This is a genomic window from Streptomyces sp. NPDC017940, assembly GCF_044328435.1.
GTDB lineage: Bacteria > Actinomycetota > Actinomycetes > Streptomycetales > Streptomycetaceae > Streptomyces.
Window position 1 is genome coordinate 1,031,879 of record NZ_JBIRHJ010000001.1, and the last position, 24,631, is coordinate 1,056,509.

General features: G+C 73.6%; 21 protein-coding genes. 16 read left to right on the forward strand and 5 right to left on the reverse strand.

Annotated features, from left to right (window positions below):
• The first annotated feature begins 27 nt into the window (after positions 1-27).
• The 4 genes from ACH4DX_RS04330 to ACH4DX_RS04345 all read left to right on the forward strand — a co-directional run bounded on the left by ACH4DX_RS04330 (position 28) and on the right by ACH4DX_RS04345 (position 5,477).
• The gene (locus tag ACH4DX_RS04330; protein WP_398117649.1) at positions 28-1,377 is read left to right on the forward strand and encodes an NYN domain-containing protein; all 1,350 of its coding nucleotides are present in this window, start codon (positions 28-30) and stop codon (positions 1,375-1,377) included.
• Positions 1,378-1,600: 223 nt separating this feature from the next.
• Entirely contained in the window at positions 1,601-2,668 is a 1,068-nt protein-coding gene (locus ACH4DX_RS04335) for an NlpC/P60 family protein (RefSeq protein WP_398117651.1), read from the forward strand.
• A gap of 417 nt (positions 2,669-3,085) precedes the next feature.
• Positions 3,086-4,138: an NlpC/P60 family protein gene (locus ACH4DX_RS04340; protein ID WP_398117653.1), complete on the forward strand. Its 1,053-nt coding sequence runs from the start codon at positions 3,086-3,088 to the stop codon at positions 4,136-4,138.
• Between the two features lie 100 nt (positions 4,139-4,238).
• Positions 4,239-5,477 (forward strand): hypothetical protein, encoded by a 1,239-nt coding sequence (locus ACH4DX_RS04345; RefSeq protein ID WP_398153929.1) that lies wholly within the window; start codon positions 4,239-4,241, stop codon positions 5,475-5,477.
• Here the strand turns inward: ACH4DX_RS04345 and ACH4DX_RS04350 are convergent.
• Positions 5,434-6,774, reverse strand: coding sequence for a glycosyltransferase 87 family protein (locus tag ACH4DX_RS04350; protein ID WP_398153930.1), 1,341 nt, complete (start codon positions 6,772-6,774; stop codon positions 5,434-5,436). The two genes, ACH4DX_RS04345 and ACH4DX_RS04350, sit on opposite strands and share 44 nt — an antisense overlap.
• A 128-nt stretch (positions 6,775-6,902) precedes the next feature.
• On the opposite strand from ACH4DX_RS04350, the gene ACH4DX_RS04355 reads away from it, so the two are divergent.
• The gene (locus tag ACH4DX_RS04355; RefSeq protein ID WP_398117659.1) at positions 6,903-8,045 is read left to right on the forward strand and encodes a glycosyltransferase family 4 protein; all 1,143 of its coding nucleotides are present in this window, start codon (positions 6,903-6,905) and stop codon (positions 8,043-8,045) included.
• Positions 8,046-8,230: 185 nt separating this feature from the next.
• On the opposite strand, the gene ACH4DX_RS04360 is transcribed toward ACH4DX_RS04355, so the two are convergent.
• Positions 8,231-10,027, reverse strand: coding sequence for an AMP-dependent synthetase/ligase (locus ACH4DX_RS04360; RefSeq protein WP_398153931.1), 1,797 nt, complete (start codon positions 10,025-10,027; stop codon positions 8,231-8,233).
• A 382-nt stretch (positions 10,028-10,409) separates the two neighbouring features.
• Here ACH4DX_RS04360 and ACH4DX_RS04365 point away from each other — a divergent pair, with 382 nt between their 5' ends.
• The 6 genes from ACH4DX_RS04365 (at position 10,410) to ACH4DX_RS04390 (ending at position 15,567) form a co-directional block, all read left to right on the forward strand.
• Positions 10,410-11,186: a metallophosphoesterase gene (locus ACH4DX_RS04365; RefSeq protein ID WP_398117662.1), complete on the forward strand. Its 777-nt coding sequence runs from the start codon at positions 10,410-10,412 to the stop codon at positions 11,184-11,186.
• A gap of 81 nt (positions 11,187-11,267) precedes the next feature.
• Positions 11,268-11,711 carry an SRPBCC family protein gene (locus tag ACH4DX_RS04370; protein WP_398153932.1) on the forward strand — a complete coding sequence of 148 codons (444 nt, stop codon included), beginning with the start codon at positions 11,268-11,270 and terminating at the stop codon, positions 11,709-11,711.
• Between the two features lie 72 nt (positions 11,712-11,783).
• Positions 11,784-12,971, forward strand: coding sequence for an ArsA family ATPase (locus ACH4DX_RS04375; protein WP_398153933.1), 1,188 nt, complete (start codon positions 11,784-11,786; stop codon positions 12,969-12,971).
• A gap of 69 nt (positions 12,972-13,040) precedes the next feature.
• Entirely contained in the window at positions 13,041-13,595 is a 555-nt protein-coding gene (locus ACH4DX_RS04380; RefSeq protein WP_398153934.1) for a DUF5304 domain-containing protein, read from the forward strand.
• Positions 13,596-13,649: 54 nt separating this feature from the next.
• Positions 13,650-14,603 (forward strand): ROK family glucokinase, encoded by a 954-nt coding sequence (locus ACH4DX_RS04385; protein WP_398117669.1) that lies wholly within the window; start codon positions 13,650-13,652, stop codon positions 14,601-14,603.
• A gap of 205 nt (positions 14,604-14,808) precedes the next feature.
• A complete protein-coding gene (locus tag ACH4DX_RS04390; RefSeq protein WP_398153935.1) occupies positions 14,809-15,567 on the forward strand; it encodes an endonuclease/exonuclease/phosphatase family protein in 759 nt (252 codons plus the stop codon).
• Between the two features lie 168 nt (positions 15,568-15,735).
• On the opposite strand, the gene ACH4DX_RS04395 is transcribed toward ACH4DX_RS04390, so the two are convergent.
• Together ACH4DX_RS04395 and ACH4DX_RS04400 are read right to left on the reverse strand one after the other, a co-directional pair.
• Complete coding sequence (locus ACH4DX_RS04395) at positions 15,736-16,416, reverse strand: hypothetical protein (protein ID WP_398153936.1); 681 nt, start codon at positions 16,414-16,416, stop codon at positions 15,736-15,738.
• Positions 16,409-17,188 (reverse strand): alpha/beta hydrolase, encoded by a 780-nt coding sequence (locus ACH4DX_RS04400; protein WP_398153937.1) that lies wholly within the window; start codon positions 17,186-17,188, stop codon positions 16,409-16,411. The genes ACH4DX_RS04395 and ACH4DX_RS04400 overlap by 8 nt, the downstream gene beginning before the upstream one ends.
• Positions 17,189-17,351: 163 nt before the next feature.
• Here ACH4DX_RS04400 and ACH4DX_RS04405 point away from each other — a divergent pair, with 163 nt between their 5' ends.
• From ACH4DX_RS04405 to ACH4DX_RS04425, 5 genes are all read left to right on the forward strand, one after another.
• On the forward strand, positions 17,352-18,293 hold the full coding sequence (locus ACH4DX_RS04405; RefSeq protein ID WP_398153938.1) for a lysophospholipid acyltransferase family protein: 942 nt from the start codon (positions 17,352-17,354) through the stop codon (positions 18,291-18,293).
• Positions 18,294-18,339: 46 nt separating this feature from the next.
• Entirely contained in the window at positions 18,340-19,680 is a 1,341-nt protein-coding gene (gene macS / locus ACH4DX_RS04410) for a MacS family sensor histidine kinase (RefSeq protein WP_398153939.1), read from the forward strand.
• Entirely contained in the window at positions 19,677-20,438 is a 762-nt protein-coding gene (locus ACH4DX_RS04415; RefSeq protein ID WP_398153940.1) for a response regulator, read from the forward strand. The genes macS and ACH4DX_RS04415 overlap by 4 nt, the downstream gene beginning before the upstream one ends.
• A gap of 144 nt (positions 20,439-20,582) precedes the next feature.
• Complete coding sequence (locus ACH4DX_RS04420; RefSeq protein ID WP_398117681.1) at positions 20,583-21,611, forward strand: 6-phosphofructokinase; 1,029 nt, start codon at positions 20,583-20,585, stop codon at positions 21,609-21,611.
• Positions 21,612-21,722: 111 nt separating this feature from the next.
• Entirely contained in the window at positions 21,723-22,727 is a 1,005-nt protein-coding gene (locus ACH4DX_RS04425; protein WP_398153941.1) for a 2-hydroxyacid dehydrogenase, read from the forward strand.
• Here the strand turns inward: ACH4DX_RS04425 and ACH4DX_RS04430 are convergent.
• Positions 22,670-24,616: an anthranilate synthase family protein gene (locus ACH4DX_RS04430; protein ID WP_398153942.1), complete on the reverse strand. Its 1,947-nt coding sequence runs from the start codon at positions 24,614-24,616 to the stop codon at positions 22,670-22,672. The two genes, ACH4DX_RS04425 and ACH4DX_RS04430, sit on opposite strands and share 58 nt — an antisense overlap.
• Positions 24,617-24,631 lie beyond the last annotated feature (15 nt).

A 24,631-nucleotide genomic window follows, 5' to 3' on the forward strand; every position in this document is an offset into this window, starting at 1 on the left:
GGCCCCGCACAGCTAGTGGGGTGACCGATGGACGAGAGCGCGAGCGGGGCGCCGGAGGACGGCGCCGCCGAGGTGCTCGACCGTCCGCTGCCCGACGGCGTGCGGCGGGCGGTCGTGCAGATCGTCTCCGAGGGCTTCGGCGGCCTCACGGTCGCCGAGCTGCCGCCGCAGCTGCGCCAGTACGCGCGGTTCACCCCGAGCAGGCGGGTGAAGTTCGCCGCCAACGCCATGGCCGCCGCCCTGGAGAGCGACCACCTGTTCCGCCAGCGCATCGGCGAACGCCTGCGGGAGGCGCAGCCGGAGCTGACCGGGGCGCTCGACGCCGGCACGCCGCCGCCCGCCGCCGACCCGCTCGACGTGGCCGCCGCGGCCTATGTCCTGCGCCCCACCGGCTGGGTGAAGCTCGTCACCGCGGCGGGCGAGGAGGCCCAGCGCGCGGACGCCGAGCGCGTCGACGAGGAGACCAGGGCCGAACTGGAGCGGCTGCGCGCCGAGCTGGCCGCCGCGCGCGCCCACACCAAGTCCGAGACCGAACGGCTGCGCGCCGAGCTGGACGTGGCGAGGCGGGAGGCCGAGTCGGCGCACCGCAAGCTGCGCAGCGCGCACAGCGACATCAAGCGCGGTGCGGCCGCCCTGCGCAAGTCGGCCGCGGAGACGGACGCCGTGCGCGCCGACAGCCAGGCGCAGCTGTCGGCCGCCGAGAGCGAGACACGGCGCCTGAAGGCGCGGCTCGGGGAGGCCGAGGCGGCCCTCGAGGCCACCCGCAGGGCCGCGCGCGAGGGCCGCAGCGTCGAGGACATGCGGGTGCGCCTGCTCCTCGACACGGTGCTCGAAGCCGCCCAGGGGCTGCGCCGCGAACTGGCGCTGCCCCCGGTGTCGGTGCGGCCCGCCGAGACCGTCGACGCCGTCGAGCCGGGGCGGATGACCCCCAAGGACATCGCCGCCCGCGCCCTGTCCGAGAACGATCCGGCCATCCTCGACCAGTTGCTCGCACTGCCCCAGGCGCATCTGGTCGTCGACGGGTACAACGTCACCAAGACCGGTTATCCCACGATGCCCCTGGAGAAGCAGCGGCTGCGCCTGCTCGGTTCGCTCTCCCAGCTCGCGCTCCAGACCGGGGCCGAGATGACCTGCGTCTTCGACGGGGCCGAGCTGGCCGCGCCGGTGCTGCTCGCGCCGCCGCGCGGAGTCCGGGTGCTGTTCTCCAAGCCCGGGGTGACGGCGGACGAGCTGATCCGTCAACTCGTGCGCGCCGAGCCGCCGGGGCGTCCGGTGGTCGTGGTGTCCACCGACCGCGAGGTGGCCGACGGCATCGCCAAGGCGGGGGCCAGGCCGGTGGCCTCCGCGGTGCTCCTGAAGCGGCTTTCGCGGGGCTGAGCCCGGCTGGTCCCATCCGCGACTCCCGTACCGTATGCCCGAATTGGTTCACGCGTGCGCGAGACGGAGCGTCAATTGACTGTTACCGAACGTGGATTCTTCGTAAAGAAAACGCTCGGCGGCTGACTTTTTCCCGGTCAGGATTTGATCTGATCATCAGCAGGTCACTAGGGTCACGCCCAGACCTCCGCTCTGTTGATCACTCATCGAAGGAGCCGCCTTCGTGGCGTCACACCGTCGACCCAAGCAGCCGGGCCGCGCCCGTGTGACCGTGCTGACCGCGACCGCGGCCGCGGCCGTCGCACTCACCTCGCAGGCCGCCAACGCCGCCCCGAGCGAGAAGCCGAGCAAGGACGAGGTCAAGTCCAAGGTCGACAAGCTCTACGAAGAGGCCGAGAAGGCGACCGAGAAGTTCAACGGCGCCAAGGAGAAGCAGCAGAAGCTGGAGAAGCAGGTCGACACCCTCCAGGACAAGGTCGCCCGCGGCCAGGACGACCTCAACGAACTGCGCGGCGGCCTCGGTTCGCTCGCCAGCGCCCAGTACCGCTCGGGCGGCATCGACCCCTCCCTCCAGCTCTTCCTCTCCTCCGACCCGGACACCTACCTCGACAAGGCCTCCGCGCTCGACCAGCTGAGCACCAAGCAGGCCGAGGCGCTGAAGAAGATCCAGGCCAAGCAGCGCACGCTCGCGCAGCAGCGCAAGGAGGCCACGGACAAGCTCGAGGACCTCGCCACCACGCGCACGGAACTCGGCAAGAAGAAGCGTGAGGTCCAGGGCAAGCTCGGCGAGGCCCAGCGGCTCCTGAACACCCTCTCCGCCGCGGAGCGCGCCGCCCTGAAGCAGAAGGAGGAGCGCGCCTCGCGCGACTCCGAGCGCCAGGCCCTCGACAAGCAGGGCCAGGCGTCGCAGGGCGAAGCGCCCAAGGGCGCGGGCAAGGGCTCGGGCCGCGCCGCGTCCGCCTACGCCGCCGCGCAGAGCAAGCTCGGTTCGCCCTACGTCTACGGCGCCACCGGCCCCAGCTCCTTCGACTGCTCCGGCCTCACCTCCTGGGCCTACGCCCAGGCTGGCATGAACATCCCGCGCACCTCGCAGGCCCAGGCCAACTACGGCACGCGCATCGCCTCGCAGGGCGACCTGCGCGTCGGCGACCTCGTCATCTTCTACGGCGACCTGCACCACGTCGGCTTCTACGCGGGCAACGGCCAGGTCCTGCACGCGCCGCGCACCGGCACCGTGGTCCGCTACGAGTCGATCAACAACATGCCGTTCCAGTTCGGCGTCCGCATCTGACCGACGCTGACCGATGCTGACCGGCGCTGGGCAAGCACTGACCGGCACTGGCAAGCGCTGACTGGCACTGACCGACACGGGTCGGCGCTGATCGACGCTGATCCGGACCCGACCTCCGGCCCCGTCCCCGGACGCGGCCCCGAACCCGGGTGCCGCCCCCCGGCCCGTGTCGGTCACACCGTCCGATCGGGCGAATTCCGATAACGCACGCTGACCCCGCGCCCTGCCGATGACCTGCGTCTGAGGCGGGGCGTCGGCATGCGCGGGCGCCTGAGGTCTTTGGCCGGGACGCAATCACGCCGCTACTGTCGCGCGCGTTCCCCGACATCCGGGGCGCAGCCCCCGCCCCGCGCGGGGGACCGGCAGCCCTCCGCCGCGCGCGGAGTGACGTTCCAGCGGAAGGGAGAGCGGCTACCCGTGGGGTCCCATCGCCGTCCCGCAGCACCCACCGGTCCCGACCGGTGCGTACGCACCGCCACCATCACCGTCCTGTCCGCCGCGGCCACCGCGGCGGCCCTCGCCGCCGTACCCGCGGGGGCGGCCCCGCAGGAGCCGCGGTCCGACACCAAGGCCGAGGTGGACCGCCTGTACGAGCAGGCCGAGCGGGCAACGGAGTCGTACAACAAGGCGGACGAGCTCACGGACCGGCTGCGCACCGAGGTCGACCGGGCCAAGGACAAGGTCGCCCGCGGCCAGGAACGCATCAACACGATGCGCGGCGCCCTCGGGTCCCTCGCCGGGGCCCAGTACCGCTCGGGCGGCATCGACCCCGCGCTCGCCCTGCTGCTGTCCTCGGACCCCGACCGCTACCTCGACCGGGCCACCGCCCTGGACCGCATGAGCGCCCGGCAGAGCGGTGAACTCACCAAGCTCCAGCGGGCCCAGCGCGCCCTGACCCAGGAACGCGCCGAAGCCACCGTGAAACTCGCGGCCCTGGAGAAGAGCCGCAAGACCGTCGCCCGCCACAAGCGCACCGTCGAGAGCAAACTCGCCAAGGCCCGGCAGCTGCTCAACTCGCTGACCGAGAAGGAGCGCGAGGGGTACGAGGGCTCCGGCCGGCCGTCCCGCTCGGCACGGGAGACAGCGCCGGACCCCACGGGCGCGGGCGCGGGCGCCCCGGCCTCCGGCCGCGCCGCCGCGGCCATCGCCGCCGCCCGCTCGGCGGTCGGCAAGCCGTACGTGTGGGGAGCCAACGGCCCCACCGGCTTCGACTGCTCGGGCCTGACCCAGTGGTCGTACGGGCAGGCGGGCGTCGGTCTGCCCCGCACCTCGCAGGCCCAGGCGGGCGCGGGCCGGCGGGTGCCGCTCGGCCAGGCGCAGCCCGGCGACCTCGTCGCCTACCGCGGGGACGCCAGCCACATCGGGATGTACGTCGGCAACGGCCAGGTGGTGCACGCGCCCTACCCCGGCGCCACCGTGCGCTACGACCCGGTCGGCATGATGCCGGTGTCCTCGGTGACCCGCGTCTGACGGACGGGCCCCGGCCGCCGCGTCCGGCGCGGGACGCGGTGGGCCCGGCCCGCCCGGGCACGGCCGCGGGGTTCGCGGGCCGCCCCCGTACGATCGGAACGTGGCTGGTCGAGGGCGTGGGCATGGGTGGGGGCGTACGGGGACGCGGCGGCACGGCGGGCGGGCGGTGGCGGGCGCGGCCGTGTGCCTCGCCGTCCTCGCGCCCGCGGGCCTCACGGGCTGCGCCGGAGGGGACGAGTCCCACCGCGCGCCCGGTGACGTGCGGCGGCTGCTCGACCGGCGCGCGACGGCCGTCCTGGAGCGCGACCCCCGGGCGTACCGGGCGACCGGCGGCTCCGCCACCGACTACGACAACCTGCGTGACGTCCCCCTGAAGTCCTGGTCCTACCGGCTCGAGGACTTCGAGCGCGACGGCACCCGGGCCACCGTCACCGCCGCCCTCGGCTACCGCGTCGCCGGCTACGACCGCGCCCCGCTGACCGCCGACCGGACCCTGACCCTGCAACGGCGCGCGGGACGCTGGTACGTCACCTCGGAGCGCCCCGCGGAGAAGGCCGTCGAGCAGCTGTGGGACCAGGGCCGGGTCGGCGCCGTGCGCGGCACCCACAGCCTGGTGCTCGGGGTGGGCAGGGAGCGGGCCGAGCTGCGGCGGTACGCGGAGCTGGCGGACCGGGCGGTGCCCGCCGTGCGCGACGCCTGGCGCGGGCCCTGGCCGGGCAAGGTGGTCGTCCTCGTACCGAAGTCCCTGGACAACATGGCCGGTCTCCTCGGCGCGCCCGCCTCCGGCTACCAGGGGATCGCCGCGGTGACCACGGGCGAGGCGGGCGGCTCGGGCCGGGCGCCCGCCGACCGCATCGTCCTCAACCCCGAGGCGTACGGCGTCCTCGGCGAACTGGGACGCCAGGTCGTCCTCACCCACGAGACCACCCATGTGGCGACCCGCGCCGCCACCTCGCGGGCCACCCCGCTGTGGCTCTCCGAGGGGTTCGCGGACTGGGTCGGCTACCGCGGCACCGACCGCGACCCCGAGGAGGCCGCCCCCGAACTCCGCCGCGCGGTGGTCGACGGCCGCCTGCCCGCCACCCTCCCCACGGACGACGCCTTCGGCTTCAGCGGTGACGCGGGGGGGCTCGCGCGGGCCTACGAAGGGTCCTGGCTGGCCTGCCGGATGATCGCGGAGGACTGGGGCGAGGAGAAGCTCCGTGCCTTCTACGAGGCCGTGGGCCGCCACAAGCAGCGGGCGACCGCCGTCGAGGGCGCCCTGCGGGATGTGCTAGGCACGACGGTGGAGGACTTCACGGCGCGGTGGCGGGAGTATCTGCGGGGGGAGCTGCTGTAGGGCCTCGTGGGGCGCGCCGCGCGGGCACCGAGCCACGCCGGAGCTCCCGGCAGGCAAGCACCGTCGCCCAGACCAGCAGACCGTTGCGCACCACGAGCAGCCCCACCCCCAGCGCGTCGCTCGCCACCACGTGCGAGAACCACACGGGGAACTCCAGGAACGTCACCAGGGTGGCCGCGAGGACGAGGGCGGTGGGGCGGAGCATCCGGCTGTCGCGGAAGGACAGGCAGACGGCGGCGACCCCCACCAGCCACAGCATGTACTGCGGACTGATCACCCGACTCGTCGTGGTGAACAGGAGCACCGCCGTGAACGCCGCGTCCGCTGCCGTGGCCCGCCCCCACACACCTGCCCGCGCCCGCCACACCACGAGCCACCCGAGCCCGGCCACCGAGAGCCCCTGCGCGAGGCCGCTCACCAGCGGCACCCAGGGGCCGATGAACTCCACCGAGCCGTAGTTGAGCTGGACCGTCCCCGGCCAGCCGAGGTGGCGCGCCCCATGCAGGACGAGGGCGCCGAGCGACTCGATCTCCGTGCCCCGGTCGCGCTGGAAGGCCAGGAACGCGAACGCGCCCGGCATCGCCGCCCAGAACAGCAGCGCGACACCGCCCGCCGTGGCCACGGCGGCCGTCCACGAACGCCGGACGGCCCGCCCCCGCGGGACGCCCGCGAGCAGCAGCACCGGCCACACCTTCACCGCCGCGCCCACCCCCGCGAGCACCCCCATGGTGCGGGCCCGCCCCGCCCCCGCGAGCAGGGCGGCCACCGCGACGGCGGTCACCATCAGGTCGTAACGGGCGTACGCGGTGGGCCCGAGCGCCGCCACCCCCGCCGTCCACACCCACACGCCCCGCGGCGTCCTGCCGGGCCGCGCGGCCGCGTACCCGAGCAGCACCGTCACCACCGCGTCGGCCGCGAAGGACAGCAGGAAGAAGGCGGCCGGATAGCCGAGGAACGGCAGCGCGCCGGGGGCGAGCACGGCGAGCGCGGCGGCGGGCGGGTACTGCCAGGTGACGTCGTCGAGCGGGAACGTGCCGGTGCGCAGGACCTCGTACCAGCCCTGGTAGATGAAGGAGACGTCGCTGGTGACGTCCGGGCCGGGGACGGTCAGGACCCCGAGCACGCAGAGCAGGAGCAGCCCGCGGGTGACGACCCAGACGGCGAGGAGCCGCAGCCCGGGCGACTCGCGAGGCACCGGGTCCGGCACTTCCGCCGCGCTCGACAGATCGGCCGCGCTCGACATCTCCGCTGTGCCCGACATCTCCGCCGCGCTCGACATCTCCGCTGTGCCCGTCATGTGCACCTAGCCCGCTTTGTCGTATTTCCGTGGGGTTCGGAAGGTCATGATGCCGGGCGGGGCCGGGCGGGGGGACGAGGCGGGGCCGTGCGGCGGGGGAGGGCGCCGGGCCGGTACATTCGGCGGCGATGCACAAGACCCTGATCGTCACGAACGACTTCCCGCCCAGGCCCGGTGGCATCCAGGCGTTCCTGCACAACATGGCGCTGCGCCTGGACCCGTCCGAGATCGTCGTCTACGCCTCCACCTGGAAGCGCGGCCACGAGGGCGCGGAGGCCACCGCCGCCTTCGACGCCGAGCAGCCCTTCGCGGTCGTCCGCGACCCCACGACGATGCTGCTGCCCACACCCCGCGTCACCCGCCGCGCGGTCTCCCTGCTGCGGGAACACGGCTGTACGTCCGTGTGGTTCGGGGCGGCCGCGCCGCTCGGACTGATGGCGCCCGCGCTGCGCAGGGCAGGGGCGCGACGGCTCGTGGCCACCACCCACGGGCACGAGGCGGGCTGGGCGCAACTGCCCGCCTCGCGGCAACTCCTGCGCCGCATCGGCGAGTCGACCGACACGATCACCTATCTGGGTGAGTACACCCGCTCCCGCATCGCCGCGGCGCTCACCCCGGCCGCCGCCGGGCGCATGGTCCAGTTGCCGCCCGGTGTCGACGAGAAGACCTTCCACCCCGGCTCGGGCGGCGACGCCGTACGGGCGAGGCTCGGGCTGAGCGAGCGGCCGGTGATCGTGTGCGTCTCGCGGCTCGTGCCGCGCAAGGGGCAGGACACGCTAATCCTCGCCATGCCGCGGATCCTGGCGCGGGAGCCCGACGCCGTGCTGCTCGTCGTCGGCGGCGGGCCCTACGAGAACGAGCTCCGCAAGCTCGCCGCGGAGACCCGGGTCGCGGACTCCGTCGTCTTCACCGGGGCCGTGCCCTGGGCCGAGCTGCCCGCGCACTACGGCGCCGGTGACGTCTTCGCCATGCCCTGCCGGACCCGGCGCGGGGGCCTCGACGTCGAGGGCCTCGGCATCGTCTACCTGGAGGCCTCCGCCACCGGGCTGCCGGTTGTCGCCGGGGACTCCGGCGGGGCGCCCGACGCCGTGCTCGACGGGGAGACCGGGTGGGTCGTGCGCGGCGGCTCCGCCGAGGACTGCGCCGACCGGATTCTCGCGCTGCTCGCCGACGCCGAGTTGCGGGAGCGGATGGGGGAGCGGGGGCGGCAGTGGGTCGAGGAGCGATGGCGGTGGGACCTCTTGGCGGAGAGGCTCAAGGAACTGCTGTAGCGCCTCAGGGGGTGCGGCTCGGGGTCGTCGCGCGACTGGCCGCCGCGGTGGGCCGGTCGCGCGGTTCCCGCGCCCCTGAAGGGGGCGGGGCTGCGTCGCCGTGCGGCTCCGCCGCGATCGATCAGCCATGGGCCGCAGCCGCACGACAGCGCGGGCCGCCACGGCGCGTGGGCGCCCCGCCACCGCTACCCGCGGTACAGCGCCTCGATCTCGTCCGCGTAGTCCTTCGCGACGACGTTCCGCTTCAGCTTCAGGGACGGCGTCAGATGCCCGGACTCCTCGGTGAACTGGGCGGGAAGGACCCGGAACTTGCGGACGGACTCCGCCTTGGAGACCGCCGCGTTCCCGTCGTCCACGGCCTGCTGCACCGCGGCGAGCAGCTCGCCGTCCTCCCGCAGCGAGGCGGCACTCACCCCGGCGGGCTTGCCGTGCTCGGCGGCCCACCGCCCGAGGAACTCCTCGTCGATGGTGACGAGCGCCGCCACGAACGGCCGCCCGTCCCCGACGACCATGCACTCCGCGACCAGCGCGTGCGCCCGGATGCGGTCCTCGAGCACGGCGGGCGCGACGTTCTTGCCGCCGGCCGTCACGATGATCTCCTTCTTGCGGCCGGTGATCCGCAGGTACCCGTCCTCGTCGAGGGTGCCGATGTCCCCGGTGTGGAACCACCCGTCGGCGAGCGCCTCCTCGGTGGCGCCCTCGTTGTTCCAGTAGTGCGAGAACAGGTGCTCGCCGTGGAGCAGGACCTCGCCGTCGTCGGCGATGCGCACGACCGATCCCGGCAGCGGCTGGCCGACGGTGCCGATCTTCTGCCGGTCCCAGGGGTTGAAGGCGGTGGCGGCGCAGGACTCGGTGAGGCCGTAGCCCTCGAGGACGGTGAAGCCGATGCCGCGGAAGAAGTGGCCGAGGCGCTCGCCGAGCGGGGCGCCGCCGGAGATGGCGTACTCGCCGCGCCCGCCGAGCACCGCGCGCAGCTTGCTGAAGACCAGCTTGTCGAAGAGCCTGTGCTTGATCCGCAGGCCGAGGGAGGGCCCGCTCGGGGTGTCGAGGGCGCGGCTGTAGGCGATCGCCGTGTCCGCGGCCCTGTCGAAGATCTTGCCCTTGCCGTCGGCCTGCGCCTTGGCGCGCGCCGCGTTGTAGACCTTCTCGAAGACCCGCGGCACACCGAGGATCAGGGTCGGCCGGAACGCGGCGAGCTCGTCCGTCAGATGCTTGATGTCGGGCGCGTGGCCGAGCTTGATGGGGGCCATCAGGGCGGCCACCTCCACCAGGCGGCCGAAGACGTGCGCGACGGGCAGGAACAGGAGCACCGAGCACTCGCCGGTACGGAACAGCGGCTTCAGGCGCTCCACCACGTTGCCGCACTCCGCGAAGAAGCTGCGGTGGGTCAGGACGCAGCCCTTGGGGCGGCCCGTGGTGCCGGAGGTGTAGACGATCGTCGCCGGGTCGTCGGCGCCCGCGACGGCGCCGCGCTCGTCGAGGGTCGCGTCGGAGACCTCCGCCCCCGCCCGGTTCAGCTCCGCGACGCCGTCCCGGTCGATCTGCCACACATGGGCGAGGGCCGGCAGGGCCACGCGCACCGACTCCACCGTGGCGGCGTGCGCGTCGGTCTCCACCACGCAGGCCACCGCGCCGGAGTCGCCGAGGATCCACTGGATCTGCTCGGCCGAGCTGGTCTCGTACACCGGCACGCTGACCGCGCCGGCGCTCCAGATCGCGAAGTCGAAGAGCGTCCACTCGTAGCGGGTGCGCGACATCAGGGCCACCCGGTCACCGGGCCGGACGCCCGCCGCGATCAGACCCTTCGCGGCGGCGCGCACCTCGGCGAGGAACGCCGTCGCCGTGACGTCCTGCCAACTGCCGTTCACCTTGCGGCCGATGACCGCCACATCCGGGTGCTGCGCGGCGTTTCTGCGGACGATGTCGGTCAGATTGCCGTCCGCGGGGACCTCGTACAGGGCCGGAAGGCTGAACTCGCGCAAGACTGCTGCTCCTACATAGGGCGCCGGCGCCACGACGTTGTGCGATGCGACGGTGCGGTCCAAGGTCGGGCAGGTGCTCAGTCGGGGGGGCTCGGGGGGTTCCTCAGGATTTCGTTGAGGGGCTGAGCACTACTGGACTGCCCGGACGTTACCCATCGGTATGGCTGGTTCGGTAGGGGGGTCGGCCCAGATGTTCCGTGCGTCACACGACGTTGTGGTCTGAACCGCACAGTACGCCACGGACTTCCTGACTCGGAAGTAACCAGAGGGCGGGGCCCGGACGTCATCGCAGGTCCGACGCCCGCGCCCGGCCCGGGGCCGCCCCGCTGCGGACGGCGACCGCCCTGGCCCGGTGCCGACCGCTCGTCCTAAGGTGATCGGCATGCGAGGTTTCCGGGTCCATGTGGTCAGTGACGTGCACGGCAACACCGAGGGCCTGGCCCGCGCCGGTGACGGCGCGGACGCCCTGATCTGCCTGGGTGACCTGGTGCTCTTCCTCGACTACGCCGACCACGGGCGCGGCATCTTCCCCGACCTGTTCGGCAGGGAGAACGCGAGCCGCCTGGTGGAGCTGCGCACCGCCCGCCGCTTCGAGGAGGCCCGTGCGTTCGGCGCCTCCCTGTGGGCGGGCCTGGACCGCGGCCCCGCCGTGGAGCGCGCCGTACGCAAGCAGTACGCCGAGCTGTTCGCCGTTCTCCCCACCCCTACGTACGCCACCTACGGCAATGTCGACATGCCGCAGCTATGGCGTGAATACGCCGGTGCCGGCACCACTGTCCTCGACGGGGAGCGCGTCGAGATCGGCGGCCGTGTCTTCGGCTTCGTCGGCGGCGGCCTCAGGACGCCGATGCGCACGCCGTACGAGATCAGCGACGAGGAGTACGCCGCCAAGATCGAGGCCGTCGGCGAGGTCGACGTGCTGTGCACCCACATCCCGCCGGAGGTCCCCGAGCTCGTCTACGACACCGTGGCGCGCCGCTTCGAGCGCGGCAGCCGCGCGCTCCTGGACGCCATCCGGCGCACCCGCCCCCGGTACGCCCTCTTCGGGCATGTGCACCAGCCCCTGGTGCGGCGAATGCGGATCGGCTCCACGGAGTGCGTGAACGTCGGGCACTTCGCCGGGTCGGGGCGGCCCTGGGCCCTGGAGTGGAGCGGGTGACCGTCGCCCGCCGGGTGCGCGGTAGCCTTCACGCGGCAGGCACTGCACCCGCACCGGACCGCATCTGGAGGAGCCACGGCGATGGCGGAATACACCAGCTCGAGCATCATGATCGAGGCGGCACCGGCCGACGTCATGGGAGTGATCGCCGACTTCGCGCGCTATCCGGAGTGGACCGGTGAGGTCAAGGAGGCCGACGTCCTCGCCACCGACGGCGCGGGCCGCGCCGAACAGGTCCGCCTCGTCATGGACGCCGGCGCGATCAAGGACGACCAGACCCTCGCGTACACCTGGACCGGCGCCCACGAGGTCTCCTGGACCCTCGTCAAGTCCCAGATGCTGCGCTCCCTCGACGGCTCCTACCTCCTGAAGCAGGCGGGCACCGGCACGGAGGTCACCTACCAGCTGACCGTCGACGTCAAGATCCCCATGCTCGGCATGATCAAGCGCAAGGCGGAGAAGGTCATCATCGACCGCGCCCTCGCGGGCCTCAAGAAGCGCGTCGAGTCCGGCCCGGCGGCCTAGCCCACCAGCTCCCCGCCGTCCCCTGCGGCCTGGCGGCGGCGGCACCGGGCGCCCACCGTAAACTGCCCCCGCATGCGCACCCTCTTCGTCACCGGCCCCGGCGGCGCCGGCCGTACCACCCTCGCCGCCGCCACGGCGCTCGCCGCAGCCCGCTCGGGCGCCCGCACCCTGCTCCTGTCCGCCGACGCCACGGACACCCCCGGCGCCGCCCTGGGCACCCCCACGGGCCCCCGGCCGCAGCAGGTGGCCCCGGGCCTGACGGCGGTGCGCCCGGACCCGGACGCCGGTTTCCGGGCGGGCCTCCTCGCCCTCCAGGAGCACGCACGCCCCGCCCTCGACCTGCTCGGCGCCGACCGCCTGGACGACGAGGAGCTCACCCCGCTGCCGGGCGCACAGGACCTCGCCCTGCTCGGCGCCCTGCGCGCGGCGGCGGCACCCGCGACCTCCGGCGAACCGGCGTACGACACCGTCGTCGTCGACCTCCCCGCCGCCCCGAGGGCCCTCGCCCTGCTCGCCCTCCCCGCGCAGCTGCGCCGCTATCTGCGCAGGCTGCTGCCCCAGGAGCGGCAGGCGGCCCGCGCCCTGCGCCCGGTGCTCGGACGGCTCGCGGGCGTGCCCGTGCCGACCGGTTCGCTGTACGAGGCCGCCGCCCGCTGGGAGGCCGCGCTCGCCGCCGCACAGGCCGTGATCGAGGACCCCGCGACGAGCGTCCGCCTCGTCGCCGAGCCGGGCCCGGCGGGCGCCGACGCCGTGGAGCGCACCGCGACCGGCCTCGCCCTGTACGGACTGGGCGTCGAGAGCCTCGTCGCCAACCGGGTCCTGCCGCAGCCCCACGACGCCACCACCTGGCTCGCCGCCCTCCACGCGCAGCAGGACAAGGCGCTCGGCGCGTGGGCGCAGCAGCACCGCACGCACGTGGTCGCCCACCGCGGCCAGGACCCCCGGGGCACCGACGACCTCGCCGCCCTCGGCGTGCCGGGCCCCGCGCGGGACACGGACCCCGTGCGCTGGCCCGTCGTCGACTCCCTCGCCACCGACTCCCTGCTGACCTGGTCCATCCCGCTGCCCGGCGCCGTACGCGACGAGCTGCACCTGGTCCGGCGGGGCGACGAACTGGTGGTCACCGTGGGCCCCTTCCGGCGCGTCGTTCCGCTGCCGTCCGCGCTGCGCCGGTGCACCGTCACCGGCGCGGGCCTGCACGAGGGCGCCCTGCGCATCCGCTTCGCCCCCGACCCCGATCTGTGGCCCCGTACCCGATGAACGCCGTGCCGCCGTTCGGGTAACGTCGAGAGTACGAAAACGTCGGCCCTGCGCAGGAGTCAGCCCGTCATGAGCGATGCCATCGAGCGCGACGCGTCCGAGCCGGACAAGCCCGACGCGTCGGAGCCGGAGAAGCCCGAGGGGTCCGAGCCGGAGAGCGCCGCTGAGCCGCACGCCGCCCCCGATGCCGCCCCCGACGGCGACGCCTGGGCCACCGCCTGCGCCGAGGACCTCGCGGCCGAGAAGGCACGCCGCCGTGCCCAGTACGGCTCGCCGCAGGGATCGGCCGCCGAGGAGCTGCGCAAGCTCGTCGACGCCGTCTCCGACAAGCTGGCCGGGCTCCAGTCGCCGCTGCTCGGCGCGGTCGCCCAGGGGGCCGTGCAGGAGACGGTGCAGCAGGTCGTGCGGCAGGCGAAGGCGGCCGTGGAGCCCGTCATCGAGCGCAACCCCGACGTCTTCGACCACCTCGCCGCGGCGGGCTCCGAGCTGCTCGCCGCCTACCGCAGCGCGGTCACCCGGCAGGAGGGCCGCTGGACGCGCGACGACGCCGGGCCGAGCACCCCGGGCGGCGCCGAACGCCGCGAGGAGGGCCCCGGGCCGGGCGAACACATCGATCTGGACTGACCCCCTCCTCGGGTACGGTGGGCCGTAGCGGGGCTCGATCGAACTGAGGGATTCATGGGACTCACCATCGGCGTCGACATCGGCGGCACGAAGATCGCGGCCGGAGTGGTCGACGAGGACGGTCACATCCTGTCGACGTTCAAGGTGCCCACCCCCGGCACCTCCGAGGCCATCGTGGACGCGATCGCCTCCGCCGTCGAGGGCGCCCGGGCCGGGCACGAGATCGTCGGCGTCGGCATCGGCGCCGCCGGGTACGTCAACCGCCAGCGCTCCACGGTGTACTTCGCACCGAACATCGACTGGCGCCAGGAGCCGCTCAAGGACGAGGTCGAGCGGCGCGTCGGCCTGCCGGTCGTCGTCGAGAACGACGCCAACGCGGCGGCCTGGGGGGAGTACAGGTTCGGCGGCGGCAAGGGCCACCGCAACGTCATCTGCATCACCCTCGGCACCGGCCTCGGCGGCGGCATCATCATCGGCAACGAGCTGCGCCGCGGGCACTTCGGCGTCGCCGCCGAGTTCGGCCACATCCGGATGGTGCCCGACGGCCTGCTGTGCGGCTGCGGCAGCCAGGGCTGCTGGGAGCAGTACGCGTCGGGCCGCGCCCTCGTGCGGTACGCCAAGCAGCGCGCCAACGCCACGCCGGAGAACGCCGAGTACCTCCTCTCCCTGGGCGACGGCACCCCCGACGGCATCGAGGGCAAGCACATCTCGATGGCCGCCCGCCAGGGGGACCTCGTCGCCGTGGACTCCTACCGCGAGCTGGCCCGCTGGGTCGGCGCCGGCCTCGCCGACCTGGCCTCGCTCTTCGACCCCTCGGCGTTCATCGTCGGCGGGGGGCTCTCCGACGAGGGTGAGCTCGTGCTCGGCCCGATCCGCAAGTCCTTCAAGCGGTGGCTCGTGGGGGCGCAGTGGCGTCCGCAGGCCGAGGTCATCGCCGCGCGGCTCGGGAACAAGGCCGGGCTCGTCGGCGCCGCGGATCTGGCTCGTGAGCCCGACCCCGTGATGTGAGCCCCGGCTCGGGGTGCCGTCGATCGCGTCGCGCGCTCGTCCTCCAGCGCCGGACGGGCTGAGACCACCGGGTGCCGCCGGGCGGGCTGGAACCGCCGGGCGGGCCGAAGCGCGTGGTTCCGGGCGGTGCGGCGATCGGGATACGTCAAACGCGGGGCCACCCGGATCATCAGGGTGGCCCCGCGTTTGACGTATCTTGATCGCCATGCCGACCAGCCCCACCCCCGCGCTGCCCAACTCCCGCACCGAACCGGACGGTTCGGTCATCGTGCGGGTGCTCAGTTACAACATCCGCTCGATGCGCGACGACACCGACGCGCTCGCGCGCGTGGTCGCCGCGTGCGCGCCCGACCTCGTGCTCGTACAGGAGGCGCCGCGGTTCTTCCGCTGGCGCAAGAAGCTGGCGCGGCTCGCCCGTGCCGCCGATCTGGTGGTGCTGTCCGGCGGCGGCACGGCGGCCGGGCCCGCGCTCCTGTGCTCGCTGCGCGCCACCGTCGAGCGCACCGAGGACGTGCTGCTCCCGCTGACGCCGGGACTGCACCGGCGCGGCTTCGCGACCGCGGTCGTGCGCTTCGGGAAGGTCAGGCTCGGTGTCCTGAGCTGCCACCTGAGCTTGCAGGGCCAGGAGCGGTACGAGCAGAGCGGGATGCTGCTCGACCAGCTCGCCGGGATGGGCGTGGAGCACGCCGTCGCGGGCGGCGACCTCAACGACCGCCCCGACGGGCGTTCCTTCCGCCGCCTCGCCGACGCACTCCAGGACTGCTGGGCCACCGCCCCCTGGGGCGGCGAGTACACCTCGACCCCCGCCGACCCCCACCAGCGCATCGACGGCATCTTCACCACACCGGGCGTGGAGGTCCTGGGCTGCGGGGTGCCGCTGGACCTCCCCGGGGTGACGGAGGAGGACCTGCGGACGGCGACGGACCACCTGCCGGTCCTGGCAGCGCTGCGGGTGCCCGCCTGACGCCCCCGGGCGGGGTGTTCGAGGCCGTCCGGCGCTTGAGGACGAGCGCGCGGTGCGATGGGCGGCGCCCCACGCAGAGGGCCACGTGAAGCGCAGAGGGTCACGTGCAGCGCAGCGGAGCACGTGAAGCGCAGCGGAGCACGTGCAGGCCCGGCCCCGGCGGCAGGGTCAGACGACGGCCCCCCGCCCGGGGTCGTCGTCCTCCTCGTCGTCCCCCTTCATGCGGACGACCAACGTGGCGAACCCGCCGAGGAACCCGCCGATGCCCAGCGTCGTCAGCCACCACGTCATCTGCCAGCCGAGCAGCACCGCGAGCAGCAGCAGGAGCGGACCGCCGATGACGGCGAGCCAGGCGAACCTGGCGGTGGGATCCGCTTCCGGCAGCGGCGGCGGCTCCGGCGGCACGAAGTGGCCCTCGTCGCCCTCGTCGAAGTCGTCCTCGGAGGCCTCCGCGGCGCTGTAGTCCCGCGGGCCCCCGCCGCCCACGCCCGGCGCGAAGGACACCGAGCTGCCGAGCGGCTTGCCCGCCCCCGCGCCGCCGTCGGCACCCTTGCCGCTCTTGCCGACCTTGCCGTCGTCGGCGGCGGTGGTGTCGGTGGTGTCGGCGCCGGTGTCGGCGTCCAGGGGTGTGCCGGTGCCCGCGGTGCCGTTGCTCTCCGACTCCAGGAGCGCGAGGTCCTCCACGGACTTGAAGGGCTTGGCGCCCGGCGGGTCCGTGGGCTCCTCGCCGTACCCGGCGACGATGGCGCGCCAGGCGGCGTCCTCGTCGAGCGGCACGGACTGCTCCGACGGCTCCCGGCTGTCGTCCTCGCGACTCTCCTCGCGGTCCGCGTCATGCTGCTCAGCCACCGGTTGCCGTCCCTTCCTTGCCTGCGCTGGGGGCGAGCCGGCCGATGAACGCGAGGCTCTCCGCGAAGATCCGGTCCGCGTCGTGGTCCAACGTCGCGACGTGGTAGCTCTGTTCCAGGAGGATCTCCGTGACGTCCGTGGACGACACCCGGCTGAGCACCCGGGCGGAGTCGGCGGGCGGCACCACGTGGTCCTGCGGGCTGTGCAGGACCAGGAGCGGCTGGGTGACCTGCGGCAGCTCGGCGTCCACCAGACGGAAGAACCGGCGCAGCGAGTGCGCGGCGTGCAGCGGCACCCGCTCGTACCCGACCTCCCGCGAGCCGGGCTTGGCGATGTCGCTGACGATGCCCTTGGTGGAGGGCACCAGGAAGCGGGCCACCGGCAGGGCGGCGGCGGCCCTGTCGTGCAGCTTGTTCGCCGGGTTGACGACGACCACGCCGCGCACCGCGTCGCCGTGCCGTGCGGCCAGGCGCAGGGCGAGGGCGCCGCCCATGGACAGGCCGAGCACGAACACCTCCGCGCAGCGTTCGGTCAGCGCGCGCAGTTCGCGGTCCACCTCCGCGTACCAGTCCTGCCAGCCCGTGACCTGCATGTCCTGCCACCGCGTGCCATGGCCGGGCAGCAGCGGGAGCGAGACCGTCAGGCCCCGGCCCGCCAGGTACTCCGCCCAGGGGCGCAGCGACTGCGGGGATCCGGTGAAGCCGTGACACAGCAGGACGCCGACCTCGCCGCCCTCGTGGCGGTACGGCTCGGCTCCGGGGAGCACCGGCACCTCGGTCTCCTTCGTGGGGTGAGTGGTTCTGCTACGGGGGGTACTTCACCGTACGCGACCGGACCGACACCGACCAGGGCCGTCTCCGGAAGGAGCGCGGGCCCCACTCGGGTTATGGTCTGATCCACAGACACAGGAGGCACTCGGTTTGATCTACGGCGCAATGAAGCTTTCCATCGGAGGGCCGCTGAAGCTCGCCTTCAGGCCCTGGGTGGAAGGCCTCGAGAACGTGCCCGCCGAGGGCCCCGCCATCCTGGCGAGCAACCACCTGTCCTTCTCGGACTCCTTCTTCCTGCCCGCGGTCCTCGACCGCAAGGTCACCTTCATCGCCAAGGCCGAGTACTTCACGACGCCCGGCATCAAGGGACGCATGACGGCCGCCTTCTTCAAGGGCGTCGGCCAGCTGCCCGTGGACCGCTCGGGGGCGCGCGGCGCGGGCGAGGCCGCCATCAGGAGCGGCATCGCGGTGCTGGAGCAGGGCGAGCTGTTCGGCATCTACCCGGAGGGCACGCGGTCGCCCGACGGGCGGCTCTACCGCGGCAAGCCGGGCGGCCTCGCCCGGGTGGCCCTGGCCACCGGCGCTCCCGTGCTCCCCGTCGCGATGATCGACACCGAGAAGATCCAGCCGCCCGGCAAGGTGATGCCGAAGCTGATGCGGCCCGGCATCCGCATCGGCAAGCCCTTGGACTTCAGCCGCTACCAGGGCATGGAGCACGACCGCTTCGTCCTGCGGGCCGTGACCGACGAGGTCATGTACGAGATCATGAAGCTCTCCGGCCAGGAGTACGTCGACATCTACGCGACCGCGGCGAAGCGCCGGCTCAGCGAGGCGGCCAAGGCGGAGAAGGAAGCCGCCAAGGAGGCGGCGAAGAAGGAGGAGGCCGCGAAGAAGGAGGCCGCCGCCACACGCACCGCGGCGGCCGCCAGGGCACAGGCCGAGGGCGGCTCCGTCCCGGAGGGCAAGTCCGACGGCAAGCCCGACGACGAGCACCACAGCAAGCCTGACGACGAGCACCACAGCGAGTCCGGCGGCAGGCCCGAGGACGAGGGTCGGAGCGGTTCGGCGGGTGTCGGGCGCTCCGGCGGGGAACGATCCGGCTCGTAGCGGCGTCGGTGCAGGGGGGACGCGGATTCCGGGGGTGGGTGCCTGCGTGGCCGGGCGTGAGAAAGTGCTGAAGATGTCGGTCGAGCAGCCGCTCTGGCGTGCGCTGACCGCCTACCGCGTGCTGACCATGATGTACGCCATCGGGCTCTTCGTGGCCGCGTACTCGAGCTTCGCCAGGCCCTGGCTGGCCGTCGCCTACTTCGCGGTGCTCGCCGTCTGGACGCTCGCCACCCTGCCCAAGGTCGCCGGTGCCGCGCACTGCACCAAGGGGTTCCTGGCCGCCGACCTCGCCGTCGCCCTCACCGGCATCCTCCTGACGCCGGTCGCGGACGCCCACTGGCGGGTGCTCGACGGCGGGCCGACGCTGCCGTCCATATGGACGGCGGGCTCCGTGCTCGCCTTCGCGATCAAGGGCGGCTGGCGCTGGGCGGCCTGCGCGTCGCTGCTCGTGGGCGTGGCCAACGTGGTGCAGCGCGGCGCGTTCAGCCGCGACACCGTCCACAACGTCCTGCTGGTCTGCATCGCGTCCATCGCCATCGGGTACGTGGTGGAGGTCGCCCGCGCCTCTGAGCGGACGCTGGCCCGCGCCCTGGAGATCGAGGCCGCCACCCGGGAGCGGGAACGCCTGGCCCGCGACATCCACGACAGCGTGCTCCAGGTCCTCGCCATGGTGCAGCGCAGGGGCACCGCCATCGGCGGCGAGGCAGCCGAGCTCGGCCGGATGGCGGGCGAGCAGGAGGTCGCGCTGCGCACCCTGGTCGCGGGCGGTCTGGTCCGCACCTCGTACGTCTCGGAGGACGCCTCCCAGGGAGCCGTCGTCCGTGTGGTCGAGGAGACCGGTGCCGAAGAAGCGGCCGGGGCCGGTGGAACCGCCGGGGCCGGTGGAGTCGCCGGGACCGGTGGAGCTGCCCGAGCCGGTGGAGTGCTCGGCGGCACCGGTGCCGCCGGACCGGGTGAGGGCGCGGAGCGCGACCTGCGCCTGCTGCTCGCGCCGTACGCGGGGTCGCGGGTCACCCTCTCGGAACCCGGCGCCGTGGTGCCGCTCGCGCCGCACGCGGCCGAGGAGGTCGCGGCGGCCGTCGGCGCGGCCCTGGACAATGTCCGCAGGCACGCCGGGGCGGACGCCCGGGCCTGGATCCTGGTCGAGGACGACCCCGACGCCGTCGTCGTGACGGTGCGCGACGACGGCCCCGGCATCCCGCGGGGGCGGCTCGCGCAGGCCGAGGGCGAGGGGCGGCTCGGCGTCGCCCTGTCCATCAGGGGGCGGCTGCGGGACATCGGCGGCACGGCCGAGCTGATCTCGGTGCCCGGCCAGGGGACGGAAGTGGAACTGAGAGTGCCGCGCACCGCGCGGGACGTCCGGGGGAAGGCGGAAGCGGAGCGATGAGCAGCCTGCACGAGCAGCACGGGGGCGCGGCGGACGGAGGGGACGGGTCCGCGGCGGGCGCGGACGCGCCGGTCAGGGTGATGGTCGTCGACGACCACCCGATGTGGCGCGACGCCGTCGCCAGGGACCTGGCCGAGGCGGGCTTCGACGTGGTGGCGACCGCGGGCGACGGCGAACAGGCGGTGCGCCGGGCCGGTGCCGCCGTCCCCGACGTCCTCGTCCTCGACCTCAACCTGCCGCTGAAGCCCGGTGTGCAGGTCTGCAAGGAACTCGTCGCTGCCGATCCCGCGCTGCGCGTCCTCGTCCTTACGGCCAGCGGGGAGCACGCGGACGTCCTGGAGGCGGTCAAGTCCGGCGCCACCGGGTACCTCCTGAAGTCCGCGTCCACCGCCGAGCTGATCGACGCCGTCCGCCGCACGGCCGTCGGCGACGCCGTGTTCACACCCGGCCTCGCCGGACTGGTGCTCGGCGAGTTCCGGCGCCTGGCCGCCGAGCCCGCGCCCGCGACGCCCGACGAGCCGGGGGCACCGCGCCCGACCGAGCGCGAGACGGAGGTGCTCCGGCTGGTCGCGAAGGGCCTCAGCTACAAGCAGATCGCCGAACGCCTCGTCATCTCGCACCGCACCGTCCAGAACCACGTCCAGAACACCCTGGGCAAGCTCCAGCTGCACAACCGGGTGGAACTCGTGCGGTACGCGATCGAGCGCGGCCTCGACACCGACGCCGCCGACGGTTCCGCCGCCCACGGCTCCGGCTGATCTCCTTCGAGTGAAAACGGATCTGCCGTGGCCCGGCAACTCCTCGGCCACGTCCGGGAATTCACCGTTCGCCCCATCCCGAAGTGACGCGGATCACCATTAGCGTGGCCCGCGTCAGCGCAACCGCGGCGAAGGGACATTTCCATGCGGGTCGGAGTTCTGACCGGAGGCGGCGACTGCCCCGGCCTCAATGCCGTCATCCGGGGCGTCGTCCGCAAGGGCGTACAGGAGTACGACTATGACTTCGTGGGCTTCCGCGACGGCTGGCGCGGGCCCCTCGAAGGCGACATCGTCCAGCTCGGCATCCCGGCCGTCCGCGGCATCCTGCCCCGCGGCGGCACCATCCTCGGTTCCTCGCGCACCAACCCCCTCAAGGTCGAGAACGGCATCCGGCGCATCAAGGAGAACCTCGCCAAGTACGAGGTGGACGCCCTGATCGCGATCGGCGGCGAGGACACCCTCGGCGTCGCCGCACGGCTCACCGACGAGTACGGCATCAACGTCGTCGGCGTACCGAAGACCATCGACAACGACCTGTCCGCCACGGACTACACCTTCGGCTTCGACACCGCGGTGGGCATCGCCACGGAGGCCATCGACCGCCTGCACACCACCGCCGAGTCGCACATGCGGGTCCTCGTCGTCGAGGTCATGGGGCGGCACGCCGGGTGGATCGCCCTGCACTCCGGGCTCGCCGGCGGGGCCAACGTCATCCTCATCCCCGAGCAGCGCTTCGACCTCGACCAGGTGTGCGCCTGGGTGACCTCGCGCTTCAAGGCCTCGTACGCGCCGATCGTGGTCGTCGCGGAGGGCGCGATGCCCAAGGACGGCGAGATGGTCCTGAAGGACGGCACGCTCGACTCCTTCGGGCATGTGCGGCTCTCCGGGGTGGGGGAGTGGCTGGCCAAGGAGATCGAGAAGCGCACCGGCAAGGAGGCGCGGACCACGGTCCTCGGGCACGTCCAGCGCGGCGGCACCCCCAGCGCCTTCGACCGCTGGCTCGCCACCCGCTTCGGGCTGCACGCCATCGACGCCGTGCGGGACGGGGACTTCGGGAAGATGGTCGCGCTGCGGGGCACGGACATCGTCCGGGTGCCCATCGCCGACGCGACCGCCCGCCTGAAGACGGTGGACCCCGCCCTGTACACCGAGGTCGGCGTCTTCTTCGGCTGAGGGCTTCCGCTGCCGCCGCACGGCCGGGCGGGTGGCAGAGCCGCGAGGGAGGGGCCGGGAACGTATATTCGGGGACAAGAGGGGGCTACGTACCGAAAACGGGAGCAAACCGTGGAAATCCTCGCCTTCGGCGTCCAGGCGGACGAGCGCCCCCTCATGGAAAGGGCGTTCGCCCCGCACCACGACATCCGCTGCCTGGACGTCTTCCTGAACGAGGACACCGCCCCCATCGCCGCCGGCTACGAGATCGTCTCGACGAGCGTCAACGCCAGCCTCGACAACCGCGTCCTCCAGACCCTCGCCGCCGGCGGCACCCAGCTGATCGTCCAGCGCTCCACCGGCTTCAACAACATCGACCTCCAGGTCGCCGAGCGCCTCGGCCTGACCGTGGCCCGCGTCTCGTCCTACTCCCCGTACTCCGTGGCGGAGTTCGCCTGGACCCTGGCGACGGCGGTCAACCGCCGCATCGTCCGCGCGAGCAACCGCACCCGCGACTTCGACTTCCGCCTCGACGGACTGATGGGCAGGGACCTGCGCGGCCGGACCGTCGGCGTGCTCGGCACCGGCAGGATCGGCGAGGCGTTCACCCGGATCGCGCACGGCTTCGGCATGCGGCTGCTCGGCTGGGACGTCGACATCAATCCGGCGTGCGCCGGGCTCGGCATGACGTACGTGGCGAAGGAGGAGCTGTTCGCCGAGGCCGACCTGATCAGCCTGCACGTGCCGCTCCTTCCCGCGACCCGGCACCTCGTCGACGCGAGCGCGCTGCGCGCGATGAAGGACGACGCGATCCTGATCAACTCCAGCCGCGGCGGCCTGATCGACACCGAGGCCCTGGTGCGGGAGCTGCGCGCGGGCCGCTTCACGGGCGTCGGCCTCGACGTGTACGAGGCCGAGGCAGGGCTGTTCTTCCTCGACAAGTCCCTCGAGGTGGTCGAGGACGACACCCTGGCCCGGCTCGTCACCTTCCCGAACGTCGTGGTCACCTCGCACCAGGCGTACTACACCCGGGACGCCGTGAGCCAGATCATCGAGACCACGGTTCAGAACGTCCTCGACTACCGGGCGGGCCGCCGCTCCGAGAACGTCCTGGTGCCCGCCGCGCCCATCGGCTGACCGAGCAGTTCGGCGACGACGGCGGGGCCCCGCAGCGAAAGCACCGACTCCGGGTGAAACTGGGTGCCCGCGAACCCGGGACCGCGCAGCGCGTGCACCTCGCCGCTCGACGGGTCCCTGCTCACCTCGATGCCGCGCGCCGCGAGTCCGGCGGCCGCCTCCTCGTCGCAGCGCGCCACGAAGCTGTTGTAGAAGCCGACGGTCTCCGCCCGCCCGAACAGGTCGACCGTCGTCTGCGCGCCCTGGTACGGGACCTCCTTGCGGACGATCCCGAGGCCGAGGTGGGCCGCGATCAGCTCGTGGCCCAGGCACACCCCGAGCACCGGGTGCCGGTGGCCGCGGATCAGCTCCGCCGTCAGGCCGCGCAGGAACCGCATCTTCGGGTCGGCGGCGTCACCGGGGTCGCCGGGGCCCGGGCCGAGCACGACGGGACCCTCGTGGGCGCGCGCCGCCTCCGCGAGCCCGGGCTCGTCGTAGCGCCGCACGGACACCGTGAGGCCGGCCGAACGCAGCACGTGCGCGAGCATCGCCGTGAAGGTGTCCTCGGCGTCGACGACGAGCACGCGCCCGGCCGGGGCGGCCGCCGTGCCCGGGCCCTCCGGGGCGGTGCGGGCGGGCGGCGCTCCCTCCTGCATGCGCAGCCAGAACGGGGAGAGTCCCGCCCTGCGCGCGTCGAGCGCGGCCCGTACCCGCGGGTCGTCGGCGAGCGCGGGCCCGGTGTCCTCCCGCCGGGGGCGGCCGGGGCGCACCCCGAGCGCGGCGAGCACCCCGGCCGCCTTCGCGTGCGTCTCGGCCACCTCACCGGCCGGGTCCGAGCCCCGGACAAGGGTCGCCCCCACCGGCACCCGCAGCCGCCCGGCCGCGTCGACGTCGGCGGTGCGGATCAGGATCGGCGAGTCCAGGGTCTGCGCGCCGCCGGAGTCCCTGCCGATCAGCGCGAGCGCGCCCGCGTAGTAGCCGCGCCCGCCCGCCTCGTGGCGCCGGATCACCCGGCACGCGTTCTGCACCGGCGACCCCGTCACCGTCGCCGCGAACATCGTCTCCCTCAGGACCGTACGGACGTCCAGGGACGAACGGCCGCGCAACTCGTACTCGGTGTGCGCCAGATGCGCCATCTCCTTCAGGCGCGGCCCGACCACCACACCGCCCCGGTCCCCGACGGTGCACATCATCTTCAGCTCCTCGTCGACGACCATCGAGAGCTCCTCGGTCTCCTTGCCGTCGGCAAGGAAGCGCAGCAGGCCGTCGGCCGTGGGGCCCGCGGGCGGATAGCGGTACGTCCCGCTGATCGGGTTCATCACGACCGTGCCGCCCGACATCCGCACATGCACCTCCGGACTGGCGCCGACCAGCGTCCTGTCCCCGGTGTGCACGACGAACGTCCAGTACGCGCCGCGCTCCCCGAGCAGCAGCCGCCGGAACAGGGCGAGGGCGTCGGCACGCCCGAAGCCGGGGATCTCGCCCCGGTACGTACGCCGGATCACGAAGTTCGCGCCCTCGCCGCTGCCGATCTCCTCGCGCAGCACCCGGCCGACGGTGTCCGCGTACTGTGCGTCGCTCACGTCGAAGCCGCCGCCGGTGACGTGCACGGCGTGGTCGGGCAGTGCCGCAAGGGTCTCCTCGAGCGGGACTTCCCAGGTGTCCTCGGGAGTGAGGGCGGTGAGCGGTGTGCCGTCGTCCGTCACCTCGAAGCCGCGCTCCCGGATCTGCCGGAAGGGCACGAGCGCGAGCCCCTCCGGCAGGTCGGCGAGGCGTTCGCAGGCGGTGACCGGGCCGACGAGGACCTCCACCGTGCCGTGGTCACGGCCGGGTGTGCGGCGGCGCAGCAGCGCGAAGGGGCGGTCGTCGGTCAGCAGGTTCCGCAGGCTTCGCGGGTTGTGCGGGTCCATTTGGCGTTCCTTCTC